This is a genomic window from Fulvimarina fulva, from assembly GCF_039652615.1.
Taxonomy (GTDB): Bacteria; Pseudomonadota; Alphaproteobacteria; order Rhizobiales; family Rhizobiaceae; genus Fulvimarina.
Genome location: NZ_JBDJAC010000018.1, coordinates 40030 through 62341, shown reverse-complemented (window position 1 = coordinate 62341; position 22312 = coordinate 40030). Strand labels below are relative to the sequence as shown.

20 protein-coding genes and 1 pseudogene are annotated in these 22312 nt (G+C 63.4%); 12 read left to right on the top strand and 9 right to left on the bottom strand.

Translation table 11 applies throughout. The features are described from left to right. Positions 1–277: pseudogene (locus ABDX79_RS18295) on the top strand (tripartite tricarboxylate transporter permease); the annotation flags it as partial. Between the two features lie 194 nt (positions 278–471). Here ABDX79_RS18295 and ABDX79_RS18290 read toward each other — a convergent pair. Next, complete coding sequence (locus tag ABDX79_RS18290; RefSeq protein WP_346221746.1) at positions 472–1269, bottom strand: SDR family NAD(P)-dependent oxidoreductase; 798 nt, start codon at positions 1267–1269, stop codon at positions 472–474. A gap of 111 nt (positions 1270–1380) precedes the next feature. On the opposite strand from ABDX79_RS18290, the gene ABDX79_RS18285 reads away from it, so the two are divergent. The 4 genes from ABDX79_RS18285 to ABDX79_RS18270 all read left to right on the top strand — a co-directional run bounded on the left by ABDX79_RS18285 (position 1381) and on the right by ABDX79_RS18270 (position 6495). Further along, entirely contained in the window at positions 1381–2130 is a 750-nt protein-coding gene (locus tag ABDX79_RS18285) for a 16S rRNA (uracil(1498)-N(3))-methyltransferase (RefSeq protein WP_346221749.1), read from the top strand. Positions 2131–2257: 127 nt separating this feature from the next. Next, positions 2258–3631, top strand: coding sequence for a glutamate--cysteine ligase (locus ABDX79_RS18280; protein WP_346221745.1), 1374 nt, complete (start codon positions 2258–2260; stop codon positions 3629–3631). Positions 3632–3950: 319 nt separating this feature from the next. Beyond that, positions 3951–5003 (top strand): hypothetical protein, encoded by a 1053-nt coding sequence (locus ABDX79_RS18275; RefSeq protein ID WP_346221744.1) that lies wholly within the window; start codon positions 3951–3953, stop codon positions 5001–5003. 127 nt (positions 5004–5130) lie between these two features. After that, positions 5131–6495 carry a hemolysin family protein gene (locus ABDX79_RS18270; protein ID WP_346221743.1) on the top strand — a complete coding sequence of 455 codons (1365 nt, stop codon included), beginning with the start codon at positions 5131–5133 and terminating at the stop codon, positions 6493–6495. An 88-nt stretch (positions 6496–6583) separates the two neighbouring features. Here the strand turns inward: ABDX79_RS18270 and ABDX79_RS18265 are convergent, their stop codons facing one another. Then, complete coding sequence (locus ABDX79_RS18265; protein ID WP_346221742.1) at positions 6584–6859, bottom strand: DUF1127 domain-containing protein; 276 nt, start codon at positions 6857–6859, stop codon at positions 6584–6586. A 179-nt stretch (positions 6860–7038) separates the two neighbouring features. On the opposite strand from ABDX79_RS18265, the gene ABDX79_RS18260 reads away from it, so the two are divergent. The 3 genes from ABDX79_RS18260 to xseA all read left to right on the top strand — a co-directional run bounded on the left by ABDX79_RS18260 (position 7039) and on the right by xseA (position 10608). Next, positions 7039–8010 (top strand): LysR family transcriptional regulator, encoded by a 972-nt coding sequence (locus ABDX79_RS18260; RefSeq protein WP_346221741.1) that lies wholly within the window; start codon positions 7039–7041, stop codon positions 8008–8010. Positions 8011–8025: 15 nt separating this feature from the next. Continuing rightward, entirely contained in the window at positions 8026–8889 is an 864-nt protein-coding gene (locus ABDX79_RS18255; RefSeq protein ID WP_346221740.1) for a VOC family protein, read from the top strand. 114 nt (positions 8890–9003) lie between these two features. Further along, the gene (gene xseA / locus ABDX79_RS18250) at positions 9004–10608 is read left to right on the top strand and encodes an exodeoxyribonuclease VII large subunit (protein ID WP_346221739.1); all 1605 of its coding nucleotides are present in this window, start codon (positions 9004–9006) and stop codon (positions 10606–10608) included. On the opposite strand, the gene miaA is transcribed toward xseA, so the two are convergent. Further along, positions 10594–11451: a tRNA (adenosine(37)-N6)-dimethylallyltransferase MiaA gene (miaA, locus tag ABDX79_RS18245; RefSeq protein WP_346221738.1), complete on the bottom strand. Its 858-nt coding sequence runs from the start codon at positions 11449–11451 to the stop codon at positions 10594–10596. The genes xseA and miaA overlap by 15 nt on opposite strands. Before the next feature lie 84 nt (positions 11452–11535). On the opposite strand from miaA, the gene serB reads away from it, so the two are divergent. Then, on the top strand, positions 11536–12423 hold the full coding sequence (gene serB / locus ABDX79_RS18240; RefSeq protein WP_346221737.1) for a phosphoserine phosphatase SerB: 888 nt from the start codon (positions 11536–11538) through the stop codon (positions 12421–12423). Between the two features lie 17 nt (positions 12424–12440). On the opposite strand, the gene ABDX79_RS18235 is transcribed toward serB, so the two are convergent. From ABDX79_RS18235 to ABDX79_RS18220, 4 genes are all read right to left on the bottom strand, one after another. Continuing rightward, on the bottom strand, positions 12441–12881 hold the full coding sequence (locus ABDX79_RS18235; protein ID WP_463671202.1) for a molybdenum cofactor biosynthesis protein MoaE: 441 nt from the start codon (positions 12879–12881) through the stop codon (positions 12441–12443). A 165-nt stretch (positions 12882–13046) separates the two neighbouring features. Next, a complete protein-coding gene (gene moaD / locus ABDX79_RS18230) occupies positions 13047–13298 on the bottom strand; it encodes a molybdopterin converting factor subunit 1 (RefSeq protein WP_007068268.1) in 252 nt (83 codons plus the stop codon). Positions 13299–13525: 227 nt separating this feature from the next. Continuing rightward, complete coding sequence (locus ABDX79_RS18225; RefSeq protein WP_346221735.1) at positions 13526–13927, bottom strand: (R)-mandelonitrile lyase; 402 nt, start codon at positions 13925–13927, stop codon at positions 13526–13528. 59 nt (positions 13928–13986) lie between these two features. Continuing rightward, entirely contained in the window at positions 13987–15822 is a 1836-nt protein-coding gene (locus ABDX79_RS18220) for an aminopeptidase P family protein (RefSeq protein ID WP_346221734.1), read from the bottom strand. A 305-nt stretch (positions 15823–16127) separates the two neighbouring features. Between ABDX79_RS18220 and ABDX79_RS18215 the strand changes: the two genes are divergently transcribed. After that, positions 16128–16331 (top strand): hypothetical protein, encoded by a 204-nt coding sequence (locus ABDX79_RS18215; RefSeq protein ID WP_346221733.1) that lies wholly within the window; start codon positions 16128–16130, stop codon positions 16329–16331. A 319-nt stretch (positions 16332–16650) separates the two neighbouring features. Here ABDX79_RS18215 and ABDX79_RS18210 read toward each other — a convergent pair whose 3' ends face one another. Both ABDX79_RS18210 and ABDX79_RS18205 read right to left on the bottom strand, forming a co-directional pair. Further along, positions 16651–18717, bottom strand: a complete 2067-nt coding sequence (locus ABDX79_RS18210) for a vWA domain-containing protein (RefSeq protein WP_346221732.1) — start codon at positions 18715–18717, stop codon at positions 16651–16653. An 18-nt stretch (positions 18718–18735) separates the two neighbouring features. Continuing rightward, a complete protein-coding gene (locus tag ABDX79_RS18205) occupies positions 18736–19647 on the bottom strand; it encodes a hypothetical protein (RefSeq protein WP_346221731.1) in 912 nt (303 codons plus the stop codon). A gap of 204 nt (positions 19648–19851) precedes the next feature. On the opposite strand from ABDX79_RS18205, the gene ABDX79_RS18200 reads away from it, so the two are divergent. Together ABDX79_RS18200 and ABDX79_RS18195 are read left to right on the top strand one after the other, a co-directional pair. Further along, positions 19852–20169 (top strand): antitoxin, encoded by a 318-nt coding sequence (locus ABDX79_RS18200; RefSeq protein WP_463671201.1) that lies wholly within the window; start codon positions 19852–19854, stop codon positions 20167–20169. 325 nt (positions 20170–20494) lie between these two features. After that, positions 20495–22309 carry a serine aminopeptidase domain-containing protein gene (locus ABDX79_RS18195; protein ID WP_346221730.1) on the top strand — a complete coding sequence of 605 codons (1815 nt, stop codon included), beginning with the start codon at positions 20495–20497 and terminating at the stop codon, positions 22307–22309. The last annotated feature ends 3 nt before the right edge of the window (positions 22310–22312 follow it).

Here is a 22312-nt window from a genome sequence, read left to right as displayed (position 1 = left end):
GCTTCTCGGCGTGTTCGGCTGGGTCATGCGCAAGCTCGGCTTCTCGCTGGCACCCGTCATCCTGGGCTTCGTCCTCGGCGGTCTCTTCGAGAACAACCTGCGCCGGGCGCTCTCGATCTCCGGCGGCGACTGGACAATCCTCGTCACCTCATGGAACTCCGTCGCCCTCTACATCCTCACCATCGCGATCATCGCAGTGCCGCTGGTCTACGGCCGCTACAAGGCAAGCCGAGCCGAAGGAGACGGTGGGGAAGCATCAGACGCAGCAAAGTCCTGACCGTGAAGACAACCATCATAGCGCCTGACAGATGAATTGACCCCTAGCCAATTCCAGTCCGGCGAAGGACTCAAGCGCCGCTCTTCTCCTTCTGGCGTAGACTGAACGCGGCACTTGCAACAAAAAAGCGGCACCCGATCGGATGCCGCTTTTTTCGTTTCATAGGCGAAAGGTCCGCCGCGTCTCGGCGGCGGTCAGTTCTGGACCGACTGCACCGCACCGCCATCGACCCGGAGGTTCGCGCCATTGATGAAGGAACCGCGTTCCGAAACGATCAGTGCGATCGCGGCCGCAACCTCTTCCGCCTTGCCGCGACGTTTCTGGACGATGCCCGGCCGTTCCTCGTCGAGGAAGCTCTTGACGGCCTCGTCGAAGGAAACGCCCATTTCCTTGGACCGCTTTTCCATCATGCCATCGGTCATCGCCGTTTCGATGAAGGCGGGCGCGACCGAATTGCAGAGAATGCCGTGAGCTGCTTCCTGATAGGAGAGGTTCTTCATAAAAGCGGCGAGCGCTGCCTTCGCGGTGTTGTAGGTCGCCTCTTCCCAATAGGGCTGGACCGCGTTTTCCGACGTGATGGTCACGAAGCGGCCCCACTTGTTCTCGCGCATCTTCGGAAAGGTCGCGCGGGCGATCTGGACGGCGGAGAGGAAGTCGATATCCCAAGCCTCCCGATAGTCCGCATCGGTCATCTCCAGAGGATGACCCTTGGCCCCGGTGATGCCGGCCGTATGAACCACGATGTCGATCTTGCCGAACTTCTCGTAGGCTAGTTCCACCATGGCGTTGATGCTGTCCTGATCGGTGCAGTCGGCCTTCAGGCAGATGGTTTCGGTCGGAAGACTCTTCGCCTCCTTTTCGAGGTCCTCGATCTGGAGATCGGATAGAACGAGCTTGACGCCCTCGTCGGCGAGGATTTTCGCCGTCTCGTAACCGATACCGCCGGTTGCGCCGGTGATGAGTGCGACGCGATCGCGAATCTTCAAGTCCATAACAGCGTGTCTTTCTTCAATGTCTGTGAGATCGATTTCGTCGATTGCGGTGACAACGGAGGCTCGCGACTTAAGTTGCGCTGCAACAGCCCCCGAACACTGCGTCAAATGATGCCGACATACGACTTCAAAAGCCCGCGCCTCTTCGTCGAAGAACAGCTCGCCCTCGATATCCCCGTCGAGGCGGCGCCCGCACAGACGAATTATCTCCTCAACGTTCTTCGCAAGGAGGAGGGCGACGGCGTCCTTCTGTTCAACGGGCGGGACGGCGAATGGCTCGCGGACCTCCGCAAGGCCGGCAAGAAGAAGCTGGCCCTCGTGCCCGTCGAACAGGTCCGCCAACAGACCGCGCCCTATGATCTGATCTACTGTTTCGCGCCGCTCAAGATCGGACGGCTCGACTACATGGTGCAAAAGGCGGTGGAGATGGGCGCAGGCGTGCTCCAGCCCGTTTTGACCCATCACACGCAGAATCACCGCATCCGAATCGACAAGATGGTGGCGAATGCCGTCGAGGCCGCCGAGCAATGCGGCATTCTGACGATGCCCGAATGCCGGGAACCGGTGAAATTCGACGCTTTTCTTGGCGATTGGCCCTCCTCCGTGCCGCTGATCTTCTGCGACGAACGGATGGAGGCGGCGACACCCATCGACCCCCTCCAAAGACTGGGAAAAGGTCCGAAAGGCCTGCTGATCGGCCCCGAGGGCGGGTTTTCACCGGAAGAACGCGACCGGCTTCTCGCCGCCGAATTCACCACCGCGATCTCCCTTGGACCGCGTATCCTGCGGGCAGATACGGCGGCCGTTGCAGCGCTCACCATGGTACAGGCCGTTTGCGGTGACTGGAAACCCGCTGCCTGATTTCCTACTGCTATGAACGGCGTGTCGTGTAGTAGAGCGTCTTGCCGCGCAGCCTGATGGGCGCAAAAACGATACCGGGTCAAATCGGGGAAACACCGATGCCCGCCTCAGACTGGAGAGGACCTTCATGGCCCGCGACACGAGCAATGCGACACCGATCGGCTCGATCGACGATCTGACCGATTATCTCAAAGGCGGTGAAAAGCCCGTCCGCGACTTCCGGATCGGCACCGAACACGAGAAGTTCGCCTTTTATCTCGATGATCTGTCGCCGGTCCCCTATGGCGGCGATCGGGGCATCGCGAAGATCCTCGAAGGACTTCAGGCCCTGTCCGGCTGGGAACCGATCCTCGACGACGGTCGCATCATCGGCCTCTTCAACGACGATGAAGGCGGAGCGATCTCGCTCGAGCCGGGCGGCCAGTTCGAGCTTTCCGGCGCGCCGCTCGAGACGATCCACGAGACCTGCCGCGAATCCAACCGGCATCTCGCCGAAGTGCGCTCCATCGCCAAGGAGCTCGGCATCGGCTTTCTCGGCATCGGCTCCTCGCCCACCTGGACGCTCGACGAAACGCCCATCATGCCGAAGTCGCGCTACGACATCATGCGCGCCTACATGCCGGAGGTCGGCACGCGCGGCCTCGACATGATGCTGCGCACGACGACGATCCAGGTGAATCTCGATTTCTGCGACGAAGCCGACATGCGCCGCAAGATGCAGATCGGCATGAAGCTTCAGCCCGTCGCAACGGCGCTGTTTGCCAATTCCCCCTTCACGGAGGGAAAGCCGAATGGTCTCGTCTCGTGGCGCTCGGAGGTCTGGCACGATGTCGACAACAACCGCTCCGGTCTTCTGCCCTTCGTCTTCAACGACGATTTCACCTATCGCGACTATGTGGAATGGGCGCTCGACGTGCCGATGTATTTCGTCTCCCGCGACGGCCACTACAATCGCGCGACCGACGTCACCTTCCGCCAGTTCCTCGACGGGGCGCTGAAGGGCCGGTTCGCGGACGCCGAGCCCAATATGGGCGACTGGACCAACCATCTTTCCACCCTCTTCCCGGATGTGCGGCTGAAGCGTTTCATCGAGATGCGCGGGGCCGATGGCGGCCCGTGGCGTCGCATCTGCGCCCTTCCGGCGTTCTGGGTCGGCCTCCTTTATGCGCCGGGCGCGCTGGAAAAGATCGAGGCCCTGACGGCCGACTTCACCTTCGAGGAGGTGTCCGAGCTCCGCCGCCGCGTGCCGGAGGAAGGCTTCCGCACGCCGTTCCGCGATGGGACGGTGCTCGATATCGCGCGCGAATGCGTCCGCATCGCGAGAGAGGGCCTCATCGCTCGGGCGAACAAGAACGATGAGGGCAATGACGAGAGCTTCTTCCTCGCCCCGCTCGAAGAGGTCGTGGCGCGCGGCACCACATCGGCCGAAGAACTCGTCCGGCTTTACGAAGAGCAATGGGGCCGCTCGATGAAGCAGGTCTTCAAGAACCTCGTCTACTGAGCGTCGGTTCGACGAAACGGGTGAAGAACCGGCGCGGCGCGGTTTCTGGGGGCATAGAATGATGCCGGACCGTCGCAGGACGTTTCGGCCAACCTTATGCGGAACAAGGGTCGCTCAGAGCGAAATGCTGATCCCGACTTGTCGCATTGCGCTCCTGGCGCTTCGTCGAAACGACACCACCTGAACATCTGACAAAACCGTTATATCGGGCCTTTCAATCAGTTCTATGGTCGAATTGGCCTTGCAGCCTCTTTGACAGAACCAATGTCATGTGACGGGATAGCAGAAAGAGCGCGCACATGCGCGGGGAGGCAAGGCGGTGACCGATTTCTTCGACTGGCTTACGGCGTCCGATTCAGGTCTGGCAATTGACCGGCTCGCAAGCGCCTACAATCTCAGTCCAAGCGAATTGCAGGATACGGCCCAGGCGCTCGCCCCTGCCTTTTCTCTCGCCATGATGCGCGCCATGTCGAACCCCGCGACCGCCGCCAGTGTCTCACAACAATTCGCGCCATTTTTCGGCTCGATGGACGCGACCTCGCGCAAAGCGGCGAGCCGGCCTGACGTGAAGTCCCTGACCGAGAGCCTGTTCGGATCGAATGCCCTCGTCGATGCCATCTCGCGACAGGTCTCCTCCGTCACCGGTACGGCGCCCGACACCGTCCAGCCGCTGATGCGCAATCTCACGCTGATGGCGATGCAGACCATGATGCAGATGGTCGGATCGACCTATCTGCGCGGCCCGCACAATGGCGAGTTCGATCCAACCGACATGCCGGCGAATGTCGCCGACGTCATGCGCCGCAGTGCCAACGCGCTCGAAGCCTTCGCTCGCTCGCCGAACGCGCCGGAGCCCCGCCGCGCGCAGTCGGCCGGAATGAGCAATATCTTCGCCGACGCCTTGAAGGGACCGCTTCCCTGGCTGCCCCCCATGCCCCCGATGTCCGCTTGGAACGCGATCGAGCCGAAGGAAGAGGAGCGCGCCAAGGCAGCGGAAGAGGCCGGCGACGCTGGACCGACGCTGCCTCTCTTCGCCATCTTCGAGGGTTTTTCGAAGGGGCTTGCGAAAACAGACGCCGCCCCCTCTCACGCAGAGCCCGAGCCGAAGGAGCTTGAGGCGAAAGAGCCCGAGCCCCGGCTCAAGGACAAGCCGAAGGAGCGCGAGGTATCCCTCGAAAGACCGGCGCTCGCCCCGGACCCCACGGGTTTTGCGCGGCTGATGGATGCAAGCGCGGCCATGCAGGCCGACTACATGAAACGCATGACAGAGCTTTTCGCGGCCAATCCGCTTCAGGAAGATGGGCCTCTCAAGGGCGACGGGGCCGTTGAGGGCGACCGCTTCTATGAGGACGACGGCGTGAAGAAGGACTGAACCCGGACATATCTCCCGCTGCAACGCGGGTTCTTCGGCCTCCCGCAACGCTCTGCGGTTCCCGGCGTTATCCTCTATCGTCGCGGGAGACCGCAGAACCGCCCGCTTTCCATCAGGTCCATAAGCCTTGCTGATCTTCAATGCCCTGATCGTCTTCGGATTGATCCTCCTCAACGGCTTCTTCGCCATGTCGGAGCTCGCCGTCGTCTCCTCGAAGCGCTCGCGGCTGGAACAGCGTGCGAAAAAGCGCAAGAGCGGGGCCAATGCGGCACTGAAGCTTGTCGAAAACCCCACGACCTTCCTGTCGTCGGTCCAGATCGGCATCACCCTCGTCGGCATCTTCGCCGGCGCCTATGGTGGCTCGGCCTTCGCCGAACCGCTGGCCGAGGTGCTGCGCCAGGTGCCGGTGCTCGAAGCGATCGCCTACGATCTCGCCTTCGTCTCCGTCGTCGTCGTCATCACCTATCTCTCGCTGATCTTCGGCGAGCTTGCCCCGAAACGTCTCGCGCTCGCCCAGCCGGAGGCGGTCGCCTCCTTCGTCGCCCCGGCCATGCGCATGGTGGCGCGTATCGGTGCGCCGATCGTGTGGCTTCTGGAATTCTCCACCAGGCTCGTCACGAAGCCTTTCGTGAACGAGGAGGACCGGGAGGAGGAGGTCACGGAGGAAGACGTGCGCTCGATGATCAGGGAAGGCACACAGCTCGGCGTCTTCAAGGAGAAGGAGCGGGAGATGCTGGAAGGCGTCATCCGCGTCGCCGACCGCAATGTCCGCTCGATCATGGTGCCGAGGCCGGATGTCGACTGGCTAAGCATTCACGATAGTGAAGAGGACAGTTTCGAGGAAATCATCAAGGCGGGCCATTCGCGCTTCCCGGTGCTCGACACGGAGGAAGACACGATCGTCGGCATCGTCCAGACCAAGGATCTCTTCGAACTGCAGCGCCGTGAAGGCCGGATGGATATCAGGACGGCGATGCGCGAGCCGCTCTACGTCAACGAGGCTATGCCGATCCTGAAACTGCTCGAAGCCTTCCGCAATGCCAATCTCCACATTGCGGTGGTGCTCGACGAATACGGCTCCTTCGAGGGCATCGCGACACCCCAGGACATTCTCACGGCCATCGCCGGCTCGCTTCCCGAAGGCGCGGAAGAGGACGTCTCGGCGTTCCGCCGTCAGGATGGATCCTGGCTCGTCGACGGCTCGATGCCGGTCGACACCTTCGCCTACAAGCTGAAGACCATCGAATTCCCCGAAGACCGCGATTACGAGACCGTGGCCGGCTTCGTTCTGGAACAGATCGGCCATATTCCGGACGCCGGCGAGATTTTCACATGGGAAAACTATCAGATCGAGGTCGTGGACCTCGACGGCCAGCGCATCGACAAGCTGCTCTTCACGCAGACCGGGCCGAACCCGGGGGAAGAAGACGACGACCAGGAGGCCGAGAGCCGGAGCGACGGTGAAGAGCCGGACGAGAAGAACGAGGCGTGACCCGCTCTTCTGACCAATGCACAAGCGAAAGGCCGGGCGTTTCGAACGCCCGGCCTTTTTCAATTCGATCCAAGGATCGCAAGACCGATCAGGAGCGGCGGGTGCCGCAGGTGTTCTGAGCGGCCTTCATCGAAAGAAGATAGGTTGGATCACAGCGCCAGTCGCGGTTGAGCGCTTCATGGACGTCGTCCCGTTTCAGGCCCACATCGTTCAGGAGATAATCCGGGAGATCGGCAAGACGGCGGGCAGCGCGGCGATTGATCATCGTTACGGCAAAGGCGCGCAGCGCTGCGCCTGCGAGGCGGAAGCTTTCGCCGAACGAATGGGTGAGATGTCCGGTGGAGGGTCTCTGGAAGATCGCCATGGCTTTGTGTCCTTTCGTGAAAGCCGTCGGGCGTGAGGAAAAAGGGGAAGCGCCGAGCCAGGTTGCTGCGAACGCTTCCAAGTTTCTTCCTGACGAAACGACACATAACGATCGCCTATTGATCGATCCAACGAATGTTCGTAATCTCACCCATCGCTTTTGCTGATGGAGAACCCCGAATGGCATCGCCGATCGATCTGGAACAGCTGCGCACCTTCGTTGCGATCGTGGATGCGGGAAGTTTCACCAAGGCGGCGGAGGACGTGTTCAAAACCCAGTCCGCCGTCTCCATGCAGATGCGGCGGCTGGAAGACCGGCTTGATACCAAGCTCTTCGAGCGCAATGGCCGGGCGATCGAGGTGACCGAAAGCGGGCGGCGGCTGCTCACCTATGCCCGGCGCATGCTGACCCTCAGCCAGGAGACGCTGTCGGCCTTCGACGAAAACGCCATGCAGGGTGCAGTGCGCATCGGCCTGCCGGACGATTATGCCGAACGCTTCCTGCCGGAGATTCTCGCCCGCTTCTCCCGCTCCAATCCTCTGGTGGAGCTGTCGATCGCCTGCGAGCCATCCTCCAATCTTGCGGACGCGGTCGCCAAGGGCCGGCTCGACGTCGCCCTCGTGTCAGACTGTGGCACGGACGGCGCCAAGCTCGACGTGGTGCGGCACGAGCCTTTGCATTTCGTCGCCTCCAGCGCCCATGAGGCGCATCTCAAGGATATCGTTCCCCTCGCGGTCGGCCGCGCGGATTGCAAATGGCGCCTTGAGGGCATCGAAGCGCTGGAGAAAGCCGGCCGCAAACACAACGTCCTCTTCAGTTCGTGGTCGGCGCAGGTGCTGATCTCGGCCGTCCTCGCCGGCCTCGCGGTCGGCGTCCTGCCCGAATGCGCGCTGCGGCCGGGAATGCGCGTCCTCGGCGAGCGCGACGGCTTCCCCAAGCTCGACCATACGGCGATCGGCGTTCTTCGCTCCCCCAATGCATCGGGTGCGATCGTGACGGCGCTCATCGAGCATATCCGCGACAGCCTCGCGAACCTCGCCCCGGCCAATACGCCGGCGGCCCAGCCCATTGCCGAGATCCACCATCTTCCCGAAACGCGGATCATCCGCTCCCAGCGGCGCAAGCCCGGCTCCGTGGCCGCGGGCTGGTAGAAACGGCGACGGCAGATGACCATGACGAGCGAACATCCGTCAGACATGCCGATCCAGATCGCTTCGAGCGAACTCGTGACGGCCGATATCGAGGCTCTTGCCGACTGGTACGGATCGGCGCTGGGCTTCGAAGCGCTTGAAGAGAACGGGGCCCGGATCGTGCTCGGTCTCGGCGGGAGCGCCCTCCTGACACTCATCCAAGATCCCAATGCCAAACCGACAAAGGGCACGGCGACAGGCCTCTTCCACAATGCCTATGTCGTGCCGAACCGGAGCGATCTCGCAGCCTTTCTGGGTCATGCGCGCCGGACCGGCCTTCGGCTCACCGGCGCATCGGATCATCTCGTCACCGAAGCGGTCTATCTCGACGACCCGGACGGCAACGGCATCGAGATCTACTGGGACCGGCCACGGGCGGCATGGCCGCTCGGCCCTGGCGGAGAGATCCGGATGGCGACCGAGCCCCTCGATCTCGACGCCCTGATGGCGGAATTATCGGCGGATGGCGGCTCACCACTGCCGGCGGGGACGCGCCTCGGCCACATTCATCTCAAAGTCGCAGATCTTGCCGCCGCCGAGCGCTTCGTCGGCGCGGCCCTCGGCTTTGCCAAACAGGTCGATTATCCCGGCGCCGGCTTTTTCGGATCGGGCGGCTATCACCATCATGTCGGCGCCAATATCTGGCACTCGCGCGGCGGCAAGCCGGCTCCGCAGGGTTCGACGGGGCTCAGGTCTTACACCGTCGTCTATGCCGATGTCGCATCGCGCGATGCGGCGGCCGCGCGGCTCGAAGACCAATCCTTCGAAAGACGAGAGGAAAGCGGGCGCCTCGGCTATGGCGATATCTCCGGCGGCACGGTCTGGCTCGAAACGCTCTGAGGACGAGCGCTTCGGCGGACCGGGCTGCGCCGAAGCCGTTGAGCATCCCGAACAATGGCCCCTCACTGCGCGCACCGCTTGACTGTTTCGGCCGAAGATGGCTCGGTTCGCCTCATGAGCCTTATCGATCCCGATCCCCAGTCCAATGCCGCCGAATTCACCGTTTCGGAGATTTCGCTCTCCCTGAAACGCACGGTGGAGGACGCCTTCGGCCATGTGCGGGTGCGCGGCGAGGTTTCGGGCTATCGCGGCCCCCACTCCTCCGGCCACGCCTATTTCGCGCTGAAGGACGAGAAGGCGCGAATCGACGCCGTCATCTGGCGCGGCAGCTTTTCCAAGCTCGCCTTCAAGCCACAGGAGGGGCTGGAGATCATCGCGACCGGGCGGCTCACCACCTATCCGGGCTCGTCGAAATACCAGATCGTCATCGAGGACGTGAAGCCGGCCGGCGCGGGCGCGCTGATGGCGCTTCTCGACGAGCGACGCCGCACACTCGAAGCCGAGGGTCTGTTTGCGCCCGAGCGCAAGAAGCCCCTGCCCTTCCTGCCGCGCGTCATCGGCGTCGTCACATCGCCGACGGGCGCCGTCATCCGCGATATCCGGCACCGGATTACCGACCGCTTTCCCGTCCATGTCCTCGTCTGGCCGGTGAAGGTGCAGGGCGAAGGCTCGGGCGATGCCGTGGCGCGGGCGATCGCCGGCTTCAACGCGCTCGAACCGGGCGGCAAGATCCCCCGGCCCGACGTCCTCATCGTCGCGCGCGGCGGCGGAAGCCTCGAAGATCTCTGGGGGTTCAACGACGAGGCCGTCGTCAGGGCAGCGGCCGATTCCGATATCCCGCTGATTTCCGCCGTCGGCCACGAGACCGACTGGACGCTGATCGATCATGTCGCAGACCGCCGCGCGCCGACGCCGACGGGCGCGGCCGAGATCGCCGTTCCGGTTCGCGCAGAGCTTCTCGCAGACGTCGCCGCGTTTCATGCCCGTCAGGGCAATGCGATCTCCCGCAGGCTCGAACACGATCGCCGGCAAGTCGCCCAGACCGCGCGGGCGCTTCCCTCGCCGGACATGCTGCTCGCCCTTCCCCGGCGGCGGCTGGACGACGCAGCCTCCGGTCTCGGCTCGCAGTTTCTGCTCGTCGTCTCGGAGCGGCGCCAGACCTTTGGCGCCGTCTCCGCGCGCCTCTCGCTTTCGACCCTTGAAGCTGCGGTGCGCGAAAAGCGTAGCTCCCTGCGCCATGCCGCTCTCGAATCCGAACAAGCGATGGTCGGGCGGCTCTCGCGCCAGCGCCAGCACTTCCAGCGGATCACCGCGAACCTTCAGCCGATCGGCCTCAAGGCGCGCAGCGAGGCGGCGCGGCTGAAGCTCGATACTGTGAGCGAACGCTTCGAGCGGGCGCGCACGCGCCTCACCGAGGATCGCCGCGAGCGCCTTCGCCAGACCTGGCGCGTTGCGTCGGGTCTCGGTCCGAAGCGCGTTCTCGAGCGCGGCTATGCGATCATCCGCGGCGAGGACGACGCGCCGATCACCGATCCGTCGCTTTTGCCGCCGGGCACCGTCTTTTCGGTGGAATTTGCCGGCGATCGCCGCGTCGCAGCGCTTTCGACAGGTGAAACCGCCGAGAGTGGCGGGGGCCTTCGCCCGAGGGTGAAAAAACGCCGCAAGAAACCGGACGAGGACGCTGCAGCGCGCGTTCAGGGCAGCCTATTCGAGGGCTGACCGGGCGCGTTCAAGCGCTTCGTCCCCATCTGCAAACCGCAGCCAGCTCTCGTCGAACTGGTGGCGAAACCAGGTTTCCTGTCGTTTGGCATATTGCCGGGTGCGGGTGACCGCGCGTTCGCGCGCATCCTCGATTGTTGCTTTACCGTCAAGCACATGCGCAAGTTCCGCAAAACCGATCGCCTTTTCGACGAAACGCCCCTCGTCGGGACGCCGGGCGAGATAGTCGCGCACCTCGTCCAGTGCGCCAATCTCCAGCATCTGGTCGAAGCGCTCGGCGATGCGCGCGCGCAAAAGCGCGCGATCCGGCGTCAGCACGATTTTCAGCGTGGATCGCGTATCGAGAATGCCCTCGCCCCGACCCGCCTGAAGCTGGCTCAGCGGCGTTCCCGTCGCTTCGTGGATTTCCAGCGCCCGCACGATCCGCTGACCGTCTCTTGGCTTGAGCCGTTCCGCGGTCATCGGATCGATGGCGCTCAGCTCTGAATGGAGCGCTTCGGGCCCATCCTCGGAAAGCCGCGCCCGCCACTTGTCGCGAACCTCGTCCGGCACATTCGGCATCGCGTCGAGGAGCCCCAGCAGAGCCTTGAAATAAAGTCCCGTCCCGCCGCAGAAAATCGGCATCCGCCCTTCTGCCCGGCAAGCCGCGAGAACCTTCTCGGCTTCGCGCAGATAGCGCCCGGCGGACATCGGCTCGTCCGCCGCACAATATCCGTAAAGAGCGTGAGGCACGGCGGCCTCGTCCTCTTCCGTCGGCCGCGCCGTCAGCACCGGCATATCGCGATAGACTTGCAGGGAGTCGGCGTTGACGATCCGCCCGCCGAAGCTCCGGGCGATCTCCATCGCCAGCCGCGACTTGCCGCTCGCGGTCGGCCCGGCTATCAGGACGGCCTCTGGAACTTCGTCGGTCAGGATTTTCGCCCCTTCATGTTCGTCGCAACCCTGATCGCCCCGCCCCGCTCCGCCGGCCTCGAACAGGAATTGATCGCCAGGATCGGCGACGTTCTCGGCTATGTCACATCCGAAGACAAGCTGCACCCGACCCACGCTTCCGACCTTCACCTCGATCGCGAGCCGCTCCCCGGCGCATGGGAGGCGGCCCGGCGTCTTGCTGCGAGCCAGCGCATGGACATCGTCCTTCAGCCGTCGGAAAACCGCAGGAAGTCGATCCTGATCGCCGACATGGATTCCACCATGATCGATCAGGAATGCATCGACGAACTTGCCGCCGAGATCGGCGCGAAGGAAGAGGTCTCCAAGATCACGGCACGGGCGATGAACGGGGAGATCGAGTTCGAATCCGCCCTTCGCGAGCGGGTAGCCCTTTTGAAGGGCCTGCCGACAAGCGTCATTTCAGAGGTGATCGAAAAGCGCATCACGCTCGCCTCCGGCGGAAATGCCCTGGTCTCGACTATGCGGGCAAACGGCGGCTATGCCGCGCTGGTCTCAGGCGGTTTCACCGCCTTTACCGAGGTCATCGCGGACAAGATCGGCTTCGACGAGACCCGCGCCAACATCCTTCACATGGAGAATGGGGCACTCACGGGCACGGTTGCCGAACCGATCCTCGGCTCCGATGCGAAAGTCACCGCGCTCATCGAGATCGCTCAGATGCGGGGCGTCGACGTGCGCGATGCGGTCGCCGTCGGAGACGGGGCCAATGATCTCGGCATGATCCGGCTTGCAGGCGCGGGCGTTGCCCTCCACGCCAAGCCCTCCGTTGCCGCAAGCGCCGAACACCGCATCGACTTCGGCGATCTGACGGCCCTTCTCTATATGCAGGGCTACAGAGCGGACGAGATCACCACCGCCTGAGCGGGGACCAAAGGGGTTCAGATCTTGTGCCAGCGATCCTCGGCCGCCTCGTCGGTCGCCTTGGATTCCACCCAGCCGCCCACCGAGCCGTCCTTCAGATGCTCGCGCTTCCAGAAGGGGGCCTTCGTCTTCATGAAATCCATGATGAAGGACGCCGCTTCGAAGGCCGCGCCGCGATGTTTCGACGAACAGGCGACGAAGACGATTTCCTCGCCCGGCGCGATCTTGCCATGGCGATGGGCCGCGCGCACCGCGATGAGCGGCCAGCGCTGGCCGGCCTCTTCCGCGATCTTGCGAATCTCCTGTTCGGCCATGCCCGGATAATGTTCGAGTTCCAGCGCCGAAAGCCGGCCCTCCTCGTCGCGGCAAAAGCCGGAAAAGGTCACCAGTGCGCCGGCATCGCCCTCGCCGGACAGCGCCATGGTTTCGGCGGCGATATCGATGCGCTCGGCTGACACCGTGACCTTCGGCTCAACCGTCGTCGTCGTCCGAGCCGGCTCGCCCGCGTCATGGGATGCGATGCCCTCCGGCCGAACGGTCTTCGAGCCCTCGCTCCGATCATACATGGTCGCGGCCATGTCGCGATGTATGGTGTTGCGGGTATTCTCGTCAGCGCTCATGGTTCATCCGCCCGTCATCGGTGGGAACAACGCGACTTCCTTCGCGCCGGCCAGCGGCTCGGAGTGATCGACATGCTCCTGATCGATCGCGACGCGAATGATCTCGGGGGCCTGAAGCGCGAATTCGTAGTTCTCCCCGCGCCCCTTCAGCCAGCCGAGCAGATCGGCGACCGTCGCAACGCCGGCCGGCAAGGCGACCTCTTCGTCCGCAACGCCGATGCGTTCGCGAACCCAGGCGAAATAGCTGAGCTTCATATCCGATAGCCTCGCAAGATGATGTGTTTCGCGTTTTCCTGAACAGATAATCACGCGGGAAATGCCGGTAAAGCCGTCCGTTCGTCCATCGGCTTAACAGGGCGCTCAACCGAAATCCGTTTGATCGCTTCGCGATCGCGGATTTCAAGAACGTGTCTGCGCCGCGCGGGATGCGATACCATTCCCGGCTTAATGAGCCGGACATGGTATCAAGCGACCGGAAGCCCTCAGGCCTCGCCCTCGTATTCGGCGTCGGTCACCTTTTCCAGCCATTCCACCTGACTGCCGTCCAGCCGTTCCTGCACGGCGATATGGGTCATCGCGCTGTCGCTCGTCGCGCCATGCCAGTGCTTTTCACCGGGCGCGAACATCACGACATCGCCGACTTCCACCTCTTCGATCTCGCCGCAATCGCGCTGGACGCGGCCCTTGCCTTCGATGATGTAGAGGGTCTGGCCGAGGGGATGGGTATGCCAGGCGGTGCGCGCGCCCGGCTGGAAGGTGACGCGGGCCCCGTTTACCCTTGCAGGTTCGGGCGCCGCGAAAAGCCGCTCGATCTGAACATCGCCGGTAAAATATTCCGTGGGAGCGGGGTGGATCGACCGCTCTTCACCGCGTTGGATATCCATCTGTCGCTTTTCTCCCTGAGCCGTGTCGATGCGAGGCGACACCGCTTCGTCTCAATGGATCAACTCCTTACTGATATGAGCGGGCGTGTCGCTTCGGCAAGCCAACTTGCCTCCTCCGGCTCGAGGAACGGCGTGATCTCCTCGGCGACGCGGGCATGATAGGCATCGAGCCAGTCGCGCTCCTCCTGAACCAGAAGAGCGGGATCGATCAGCCGCCGGTCGATGGGGCAGAGCGTCAGCGTCTCGAAGCCGAGCATCGGCGTTTCGCCGCCCTCGATCCCGGTGGGCGGCGTGACGAGAACGAGATTTTCGATGCGAATGCCGTATTCGCATTCCTTGTAATAGCCCGGCTCGTTCGAGGCGATCATGCCGGGCTCGAGCGCCACCATACCCCGCCGCGAGATGGATTGCGGCCCCTCATGGACCGCAAGGAACGCCCCGACGCCGTGGCCCGTACCATGGGCGTAATCGACGCCGGCCTTCCAGAGCGCGATGCGGGCGAGACAATCGATATCCACCCCGCGCGAGCCCTTGGGAAAGCGCGCCAGGGAAATGCCGATCATGCCCTTCAGCACCAGCGTGAACATACGGCGCATCCCGGCCGTCGGCTCGCCAATCGGCATCGTGCGCGTGATGTCCGTCGTTCCGTCACGGTACTGACCACCGGAATCGAGAAGGAAGAGTTCCCCGGCCTCAAGGCGCCGGTCGGACCCCGTGTTGACGCGGTAGTGGACGATGGCGCCGTGGGGGCCGGAGCCCGAAATCGTGTCGAAAGAGATATCCTGAAGCGGCTGCCCATCCGCCTCGCCAAAGCGCCGGCGGCTCTCCTCCAGCGCCCTCGCGGCCTCGATCTCGGTGATCGTGCCGGGCGCCTGCCGGTCGAGCCAGCAAAGAAACGCGGTCATCGCGGCGCCGTCGCGCCGGTGCGCGGCTCTGCTACCCGCGATTTCGGCCTCGTTCTTTTTCGCCCGCAGGGATTTGACCGGATCTTCCATCGCGGCAACCGTGCCGCCGGCATCGGAGACGATCTCGCCGATCGCGGCCACCGCTAGGCTCTTGTCGAGGCCGATCTCGGCCCCGGTCGCCATGATGCGCAGTTCGTCGGCAAACGCCTCATAGGGTTTCAGGGTGGCGACGGCTTCCAGAGCGGACCGCGTTTCCGCATCGAACTTTCGCGGATCGATGAAGAGCGTAGCGCCTCCGTCCTTTGCGACCGTCGCGAAGGACAGAACGAGCGGTGTATGCTCCACATCCCTGCCACGAATGTTGAACAGCCAGCAAACCGAGGCCGGGTCCGTCAGAACGGTCAGATCGTATTTCGCCTTGCGCACGGCTTCCGCGACCTCGGCGATCTTATCATCGGCCGTTTTGCCGGCAAACTCGACCGGATGAAGCGCGACGTGGGCGGCGCAGGCCTCGGGCCGATCCTCCCAAAGGGCATCGATCGGGTTCTCGTCAAGCGTGACGAGCCTTCCCCCTTCGGCTTCGAGCACCTCCTTCAAGCGCTCCGTGCCCGCGATCGTCGTCAGCCAGGGATCGATCCCGATCGAAAGTCCCTTCGCATGCTCCGTGAGATAGTCGTTGAGCGAGGTGTCCATCGAAGCCACCGGCTCGAACGCATCCGTATCGATCTGCTCGCGCAGCTGGATTGTGTAGCGCCCATCGGAAAGGACGGCGGCACGATCGCGGAGAACCACGGCGGTCCCGGCCGATCCGGTAAAGCCCGTCAGCCATTTGAGGCGCGCATCATGCTCGGGAATATATTCGTTCTGATGCCGGTCGGCTCGCGGAACCACGAAACCGTCGACACCGAGGACCTTCAGCCGTGAACGCAGCCGCGCAAGGCGATCGGCGCTCTTCGAAGCATCGCTGACCTCGTCGAAACTCTGAAACATCGCCGCACTTCCTTCCCCGTCCTCGGCCCATCGATGAGCGCTCCTTATCGCGTCCGCCGGCCGGGCGCGAGCCTCGCCCATACCGAGCCATCTGGCAAACAGTGCTTATACCGGCGCGAGCGGGACGACGTTCGACCTGGAGCGAGATCGAAAGAAGCTTACCCAGCGCTTAACGGCGATTTGTTGTGCGTTGCAGCAAATGCGAGGGAGCTATGCATCCGGGGGCCTGCCTGACCCCCCGGTGTTTGTCCATATTGGATGGCAGGGAGACAGACAGCACACGCTATCCAAAGGGGAATACTGGCATGGCAAAGAAGAGCTACACCGATCTGTCCATGCGCAAGGCATCGCCGTCCAAGGGCGTTTTCCGCACTGCGCTCGACCGCATGATCGAAGCACGCGAACGCCAGGTTCGCGCCTATGTCCGCAACAATCTCGCAATGCACGGCCATGACCTGGACGAGCTGATGAAGAGCGGACCGACCGATCCGTCCGGCCCGCAGCGCTAAGCGCAAGGCAGAGACGCAATCCAATCGAACGAAAGCCCGTGTCGGACCCCCGATGCGGGCTTTTTCCTTTGCAACGGCGCTGGAGCGGGATGGGCGCTCATCCTGAGGTCCCGTGCGAAGTGCAACACGCCAGAGCCGATGTAATACCGGCGGACCTTTGAAACCATCGGTTTCATGGGTCGTCGGCAGCCCGAGCGGCGTTTGAGCCGTTTGCCGGGCGTGGATTGAACCAAGGGGTCAATTCATTCGTCCGGCAGTATAAGATCGGACCGGTTTCCAGACCAAATGGCGTGTTGCCCTGCCATTCGGATGGCACGCTTCATGACCCGTTCTTTTCGATGGCGAACCGATCGATGAAGAAGTGGCTTTCGCCCGGCGCGCCCTTCGACCACTGGCCGGCAAAGAGACTTGGCTTGCCGGAGAGCCGCAGAACAGTCAGCGGATCGATTTCGAAGCGGAAGGGCCGGGCCGGTTCCTCGGCCGAGGCCGGCAGCTCGAGCTCGACGGATGCCGTCAGCTGGCGACCGCGACGTTCCAGCCGAATGATGGCAGGCTTTTCGGCCAAAGATGCGAGCACTGTATCGGCATAGGCGCGCTGCTCGGCATTACACATGGACGCGATGATCGGGCCGTCGAAGAGGTTCTGCTCGAACGCCGACTTCTCCGGCTTGGCCCCCGGTTCGCCCGAAATATTGACGATCGAGAAGATCAGCCGCGTGCCGCAGCCGGTCCCTTCCGTCCACAGGACGGCTCCGATCTGGTTGTTCGTATCCTCGAAGACCGAAACGGAGATGTGCTCCCGGCTGGTCTGAAGAACGAAGCGCGCCTCGGTGAGGAGGTCGAAGTCGCCATCGGGCAGGGGCTCTTCCAGCACCAGCCGATTGACCGCCTCCTCGCGATCGTAGATCGATTTCGTGCCGACGGCCGCTATGAAGAGAGCGCCCTCGCCATCGAGCGCTTTCAGCTCCTCGTTCTCGTTGACGATGGACCAGGCCGGATCGATCTCGGGGCCATCGAAGGTCTCTTCGAAGACGGACGTGCTCACCGGTTCTGGCACCGGCATAGGCCCGGGTTCCGGGGCAGGCGCTGGAGCGGGTTCGGCCTTTGCAATCTCGACGGCCTGGTTGATCGCATCGGCGAATTCGTCGGCATCGTTCGCGGCGTAATAGTTGCCATTGCCGCGTTCGGCGATGCATTGGAGGGCCTTGGCCTCCTCGTCGGTGAGATCGAAGCCGACCACATGAACGCGGGTGCTGATGCCTTGCCCTGCGAGCGCTGCCGCGGCTGCACACGGATCGCCGCCGCAGGTCTCCAGACCATCGGAGATCAGAAGAACGTTCGCCGCCCGGTCACCGCCTGAAAAGGCGCCGGTCGCGGCCTCAAGCGCGCCGGCGATCGGTGTCTTGCCGCGAGGCGTAATGGCATCGATGGCGGGACCGACATCGGCCTCGCCGCCCGGCGCGATGGGCAGGACGACGTCGATATCCCCGCAATCGCCCTCGCGGTTGTGGCCATAGGCGATCAGCCCGACATTCGTGGAGCGGTCGAGATCGCCGATCAGGCCCTTCAGTGCCTGCTTGGCCGTAGTGACCTTCGCAACGCCGTCGATCTGGCCCCACATGGAGCCCGACCCGTCAAGCACGAAGAGAAGGTCGCTACCTCCTGCTTCTGCGGCGCTGCTCCGAGCCGGAGCGGCGGTTTCATCCGCTGGCGCCACATCCTCGGTTGATGGGGAATCCACGTCTTCAGGCGCATCTTCGCCGGCCTTCGGGTTCTCGGCCATGTTGCCCTGAAGATCGGCGGGGTTCATGCCGACATCATCCGGCGGATTGTCGATAGCCTCTACCGTATCCATCGCCCCGTCCTGGAGGGTGATCTCCTTACCCGAGACCTGGGCATAATTCACGCCCGCCTCGCGCATGAGCCCGTCGAGCGACCATCCCTCCTCCTCCGAATAGATGTCGCTGATCTGCCAGTCGCCGCCCGGCACCTTCACCAGCGTGTAGATAAAAGTACGCAGCGCGCCGAAATTGGTGAAGGAGACGCGGATCTGCGCGGCCCCGCGCAGCATCGGCAACTCTGGATCGGGCATGATCTGCAGGTTCGCGATGTCGGCGTCCTGTCCGCCATAGACCGGATCGAACTGAAGCCGCCCCTGGAGCCCGTCGATCGCAAGACTGTCCACCAGATAGGGGCTTGCCGCCTCAGCATCGTTGAGAAGCGGTTCCGCGCCGGACTGGAAGCGATCGGTATGATCTGCGAAGAAGACGCGCACCAGCCGTGTTGCGTCATCGAGATCGGCATCCTCGGCCGTCGCGGAAATCGGCGCGGCGAGGAGGCAGAACGCTACGAGGGAAAGCCGGAGGATCGATTTCGAAACGGTCATCTTGCTTATCCTCATCTCTCAGCGCGCCGCGACGATGGAAATGTCTTTGAATTCGACGGTCGTTTCGCCGTTCTTGGCCTTGCTCGACTGGCCGACCATGAAGAAAGGCGTTCCGAACGGCTCCACCCGCGAGACCGCATGGGTGGAAAAGCGCTTTACGCCGCCGCTGTCTTCGCCGAGCGGCGGCAGGTCGAGTTCCACTTCGGCATGATAGCGCATGCCGCGTCGCGCAAGCGTCAGCGTGAAGCCGGTTTCCTGAATATGCGCTAGGACCTTGTCAGCTGCCGCACGCCCCTCCTTGCCGCAGATGCCGTCGAGGATCGGTCCATCGAAGAGATTATCCGTAAAGCTGCTCGTCTGCATCTTGCCGCCCTCCTCGAAGACCCGGCCGTTCTCGACGCTCAGATAAAGGCTCGTACCGCAGCCTTGCGTGTAGGTCAGAAGAGTGGCGGCGAGATAATCGTCCGGCCCGCTCCGAAGGCCGAGCCAGGCACCATCATAACCCGTCTTCGCATCGAGACGCGCTTTCATGCTCATGTCGAAATCACTGAGCGGCAGCGCGTCGTTCAAGGTGAAGATATTGGCGATATCGCCATTCGAGGGATGGGACTTGCCGCCGGTCTGAAGCGCGAACACCTCGCCGCCCTCGACGACGTAGAGATCCGGGTTCCCGTTGACGGCGGTCCAGCTGTCCGCGAGCGCGCCCCCGTCGAACGGATCGTGGAAAGGCAAGGTCAGCGTCTTCGGCGCGGCCTCCGCCGGCTCCGCCGCGCCGCCGTCCGATGCGGCAAGCCGCGCCTTTTCCTCCTCCGATAACCCATCCTGCCCAGCCGCCGGCCCCTGGCTCAAGACGACCGCGAGAGACGTGACGGCGAACAGCGCGCGAAGCGGCGTGAAGCGCTGCGGCGCGGTTGAGGCTTTGGGGATCATGGCGGCAAACTCCTGAACGTCGTCAGAAGCGTAACCCGCTCCACCCTAGGCCGCCTCCTTCAAACGGGTGACGTCCGCCAAAGTCGTAACATCACCCGAAGAGGTGTCGAGGGGCGGCATCCCCAGCGGCCAATCACCTCTCCTCGTCCCCCGATCTCGCAAGCATCCATCGGTCTGTGGCCAGCGCTTGCGAGCGCGCTTCGGGTGTGTGTCGATCTTGAGTCTATACCCTCCCGTTCAAGGAGGCGTCCGATAAGTGCAACCCGCCGCGCAAAGCTCTTCACGAACGGCGCCCGCCAGGCCGTGCGGCTTCCAGCCGAATTCCGGTTCGACGGCGATGAGGTCTATATCCGCCGCGACGAGACGACCGGCGATGTCGTCCTCTCGACACGGCCGGGGACCCGCGCCTGGTCGGACTTCTTCGAGTTGATGGAGACGATCGAGGTTCTGGACGCCTTCATGGCGGATCGGCCGATGAACCGCCTGCCGGTGGAGCGGGACATCTTCGGCGATGAAGGCTGATCGATGCTGCACATGCTCGATACGGATACGGCCAGCTCTATCATCAAAGGCCGATCACTACGCCGAGATCCGCCATCGTCTCGTCAGCGCCGGCCAGCAGATCGTCTGGCTTCAGAGAATTTGTCGAACCTCAAGACCATGAGGCGAAAGCGACCGCCGCGCCAAACGTAAAAAGTTGCGACAGATCCACGCAAACGCTTCACTTCCCAAAGGGAATAATCGTTTCTGTTCAGTGTTCTTATGCTACTTGTTGTGAGTCGGTTCAGCGTTGCCGTCTCTGACCGTACTGAAGGGACGTGCGGGACAAGGTGGAATAGGATCGGGGATGCAGACGGGGTATCTCGTGACGGCGGACGGAGTGACCCTGACGCGCTTCATGGTCCCAGCCGTCAAAAATCAGCGCGGGACCGCCTTCGTCACTCACAGCATCGCCCAGCATACCAGCAATCTCAGCGCCTCCATGGCGGGTCTTGCCGCACATGGCTGGACCACACACGGCACCGACTTGCGCGGACACGGCCATTCGGCGGGCCGCACGGCACCGCTCGGACATATGGAAATCGGCAAGGGCTGGGAGCGGCTGGTCGGCGATCTTGCCCTCGCCCTGCAAGAGACGTTCAAGACCGTGCCATGGGAGGAGCGGCTCGTCGTTGCCCCCAATATCGGCGCCCTCCTCGTTCTGGAGGTTCTGAAGGACTGGCCGGATCTTGCGCGCAACATCGTCTTCGTCACGCCGCCCACGAACCAGCCCGCGCTGATGAAGCTCGGACGCGGCTTCACGAGGGCGCGGTCTTTTCTGCATGCGGCCGACAAGCCCGACGAGTTGACCCATCACCAGCTCTATTCGTTTCTCGGCGCGCATCTGGAAGGCCGCGACCGGCTGATCGACGTGGTCTCCTCCGATAGCGCCGTCACCGATGCCCTGATCGCCGATCCGCTCGCTTGGTTCGTGCCCACCACCGGCTATTTCCATGATCTCTTTCGCGGCGTAGAAAGCGCCTGGCGCTGGCCGGCGGGCAAAACGGTGAAACCGGGAACCCGCATGCTGATCCTTTACGGCGGCGACGATCCGATGACCGCGAACGGCCGTTTCGTCGGGCCGATGCGGGCGCATCTCGAAACGATCGGCTTTGCCACTGTCGACGCCCATTGCGTGCGCGAGGGTCGCGCCGGGCTCTTCATCGAGGAAAAGCGCTTCGGACTGTCGACGCTGATTAACGCCTGGAGCGCCGGCAGGGCGATCGGCGCATCCTCTGGTGAAATCGGCACCGAAGTCGACATGCGCGCGGTCACGACGGGCGTTCTCCAGCGCTACGGCTTCGACGAGCCGGACCGGGAGCTGAGCGCCGACGAACTGGTCGAGATCTGCTATCACGCGATCGAGGACGAGGATCGCTGGACGGAAGTCCTTTACCGCCTCACCTTCGCGCTCTCCGCCGATGGCGATTTTTCCGACAAGCATCTGGAAGCGCTGCTTCTCGCGCTGATCCCCCATCTCGACCGGTCCTACCGCCTCAGCCGGCAATTGCTCCAGTCGGCAGCGCTCGGCGCGATCCTCGAAAACGTCATCGACCGGCTGGGGATCGGCACTGCGGTCGTCGCCGCCGACTTCACGATCTCCTACGCCAACACCCCCTTTACCCAGACACTGGCCCGCCTGATCGACGAGCCGGCCCATGGGGGTTCTTCGGATCTTCCCGATCTGTCGCGTCGGTTGCAGGCCATCGTGCGCGAGGAGAACCGGCAGCAGCTCTCCCGTGCTCACGGGGAAGGCTTTCTCTATCTCGGCACGCAGGCGATCGGCTTTCACTTCCGTCCCCGCGCGCTCGCGCAATCGGCACTGAAGCGGGGCGGGCCGACCGGCGTCGTCATCCTGCGCGACATCGACCGCCCGACCGACACCAATGCCGCGCTGCAGCTGGAACTGCTGCAATTCGCCTATGGCCTGACGGCCAAGGAGGCGGAGGTGGCCGTCGGTGTCGTCAGCGGCAAGTCGCCGGACCTGATCGCCGAAGAACTCGGCATCACCATCAACACGATGCGCACGCACCTCAGACGGATTTTCGAGAAGACCGAGGTCCATGGCCAGACGGAGCTCGCCGCCCGCCTGCTGCGCGGGCCCATGGGGCTGATCGCCTGATAT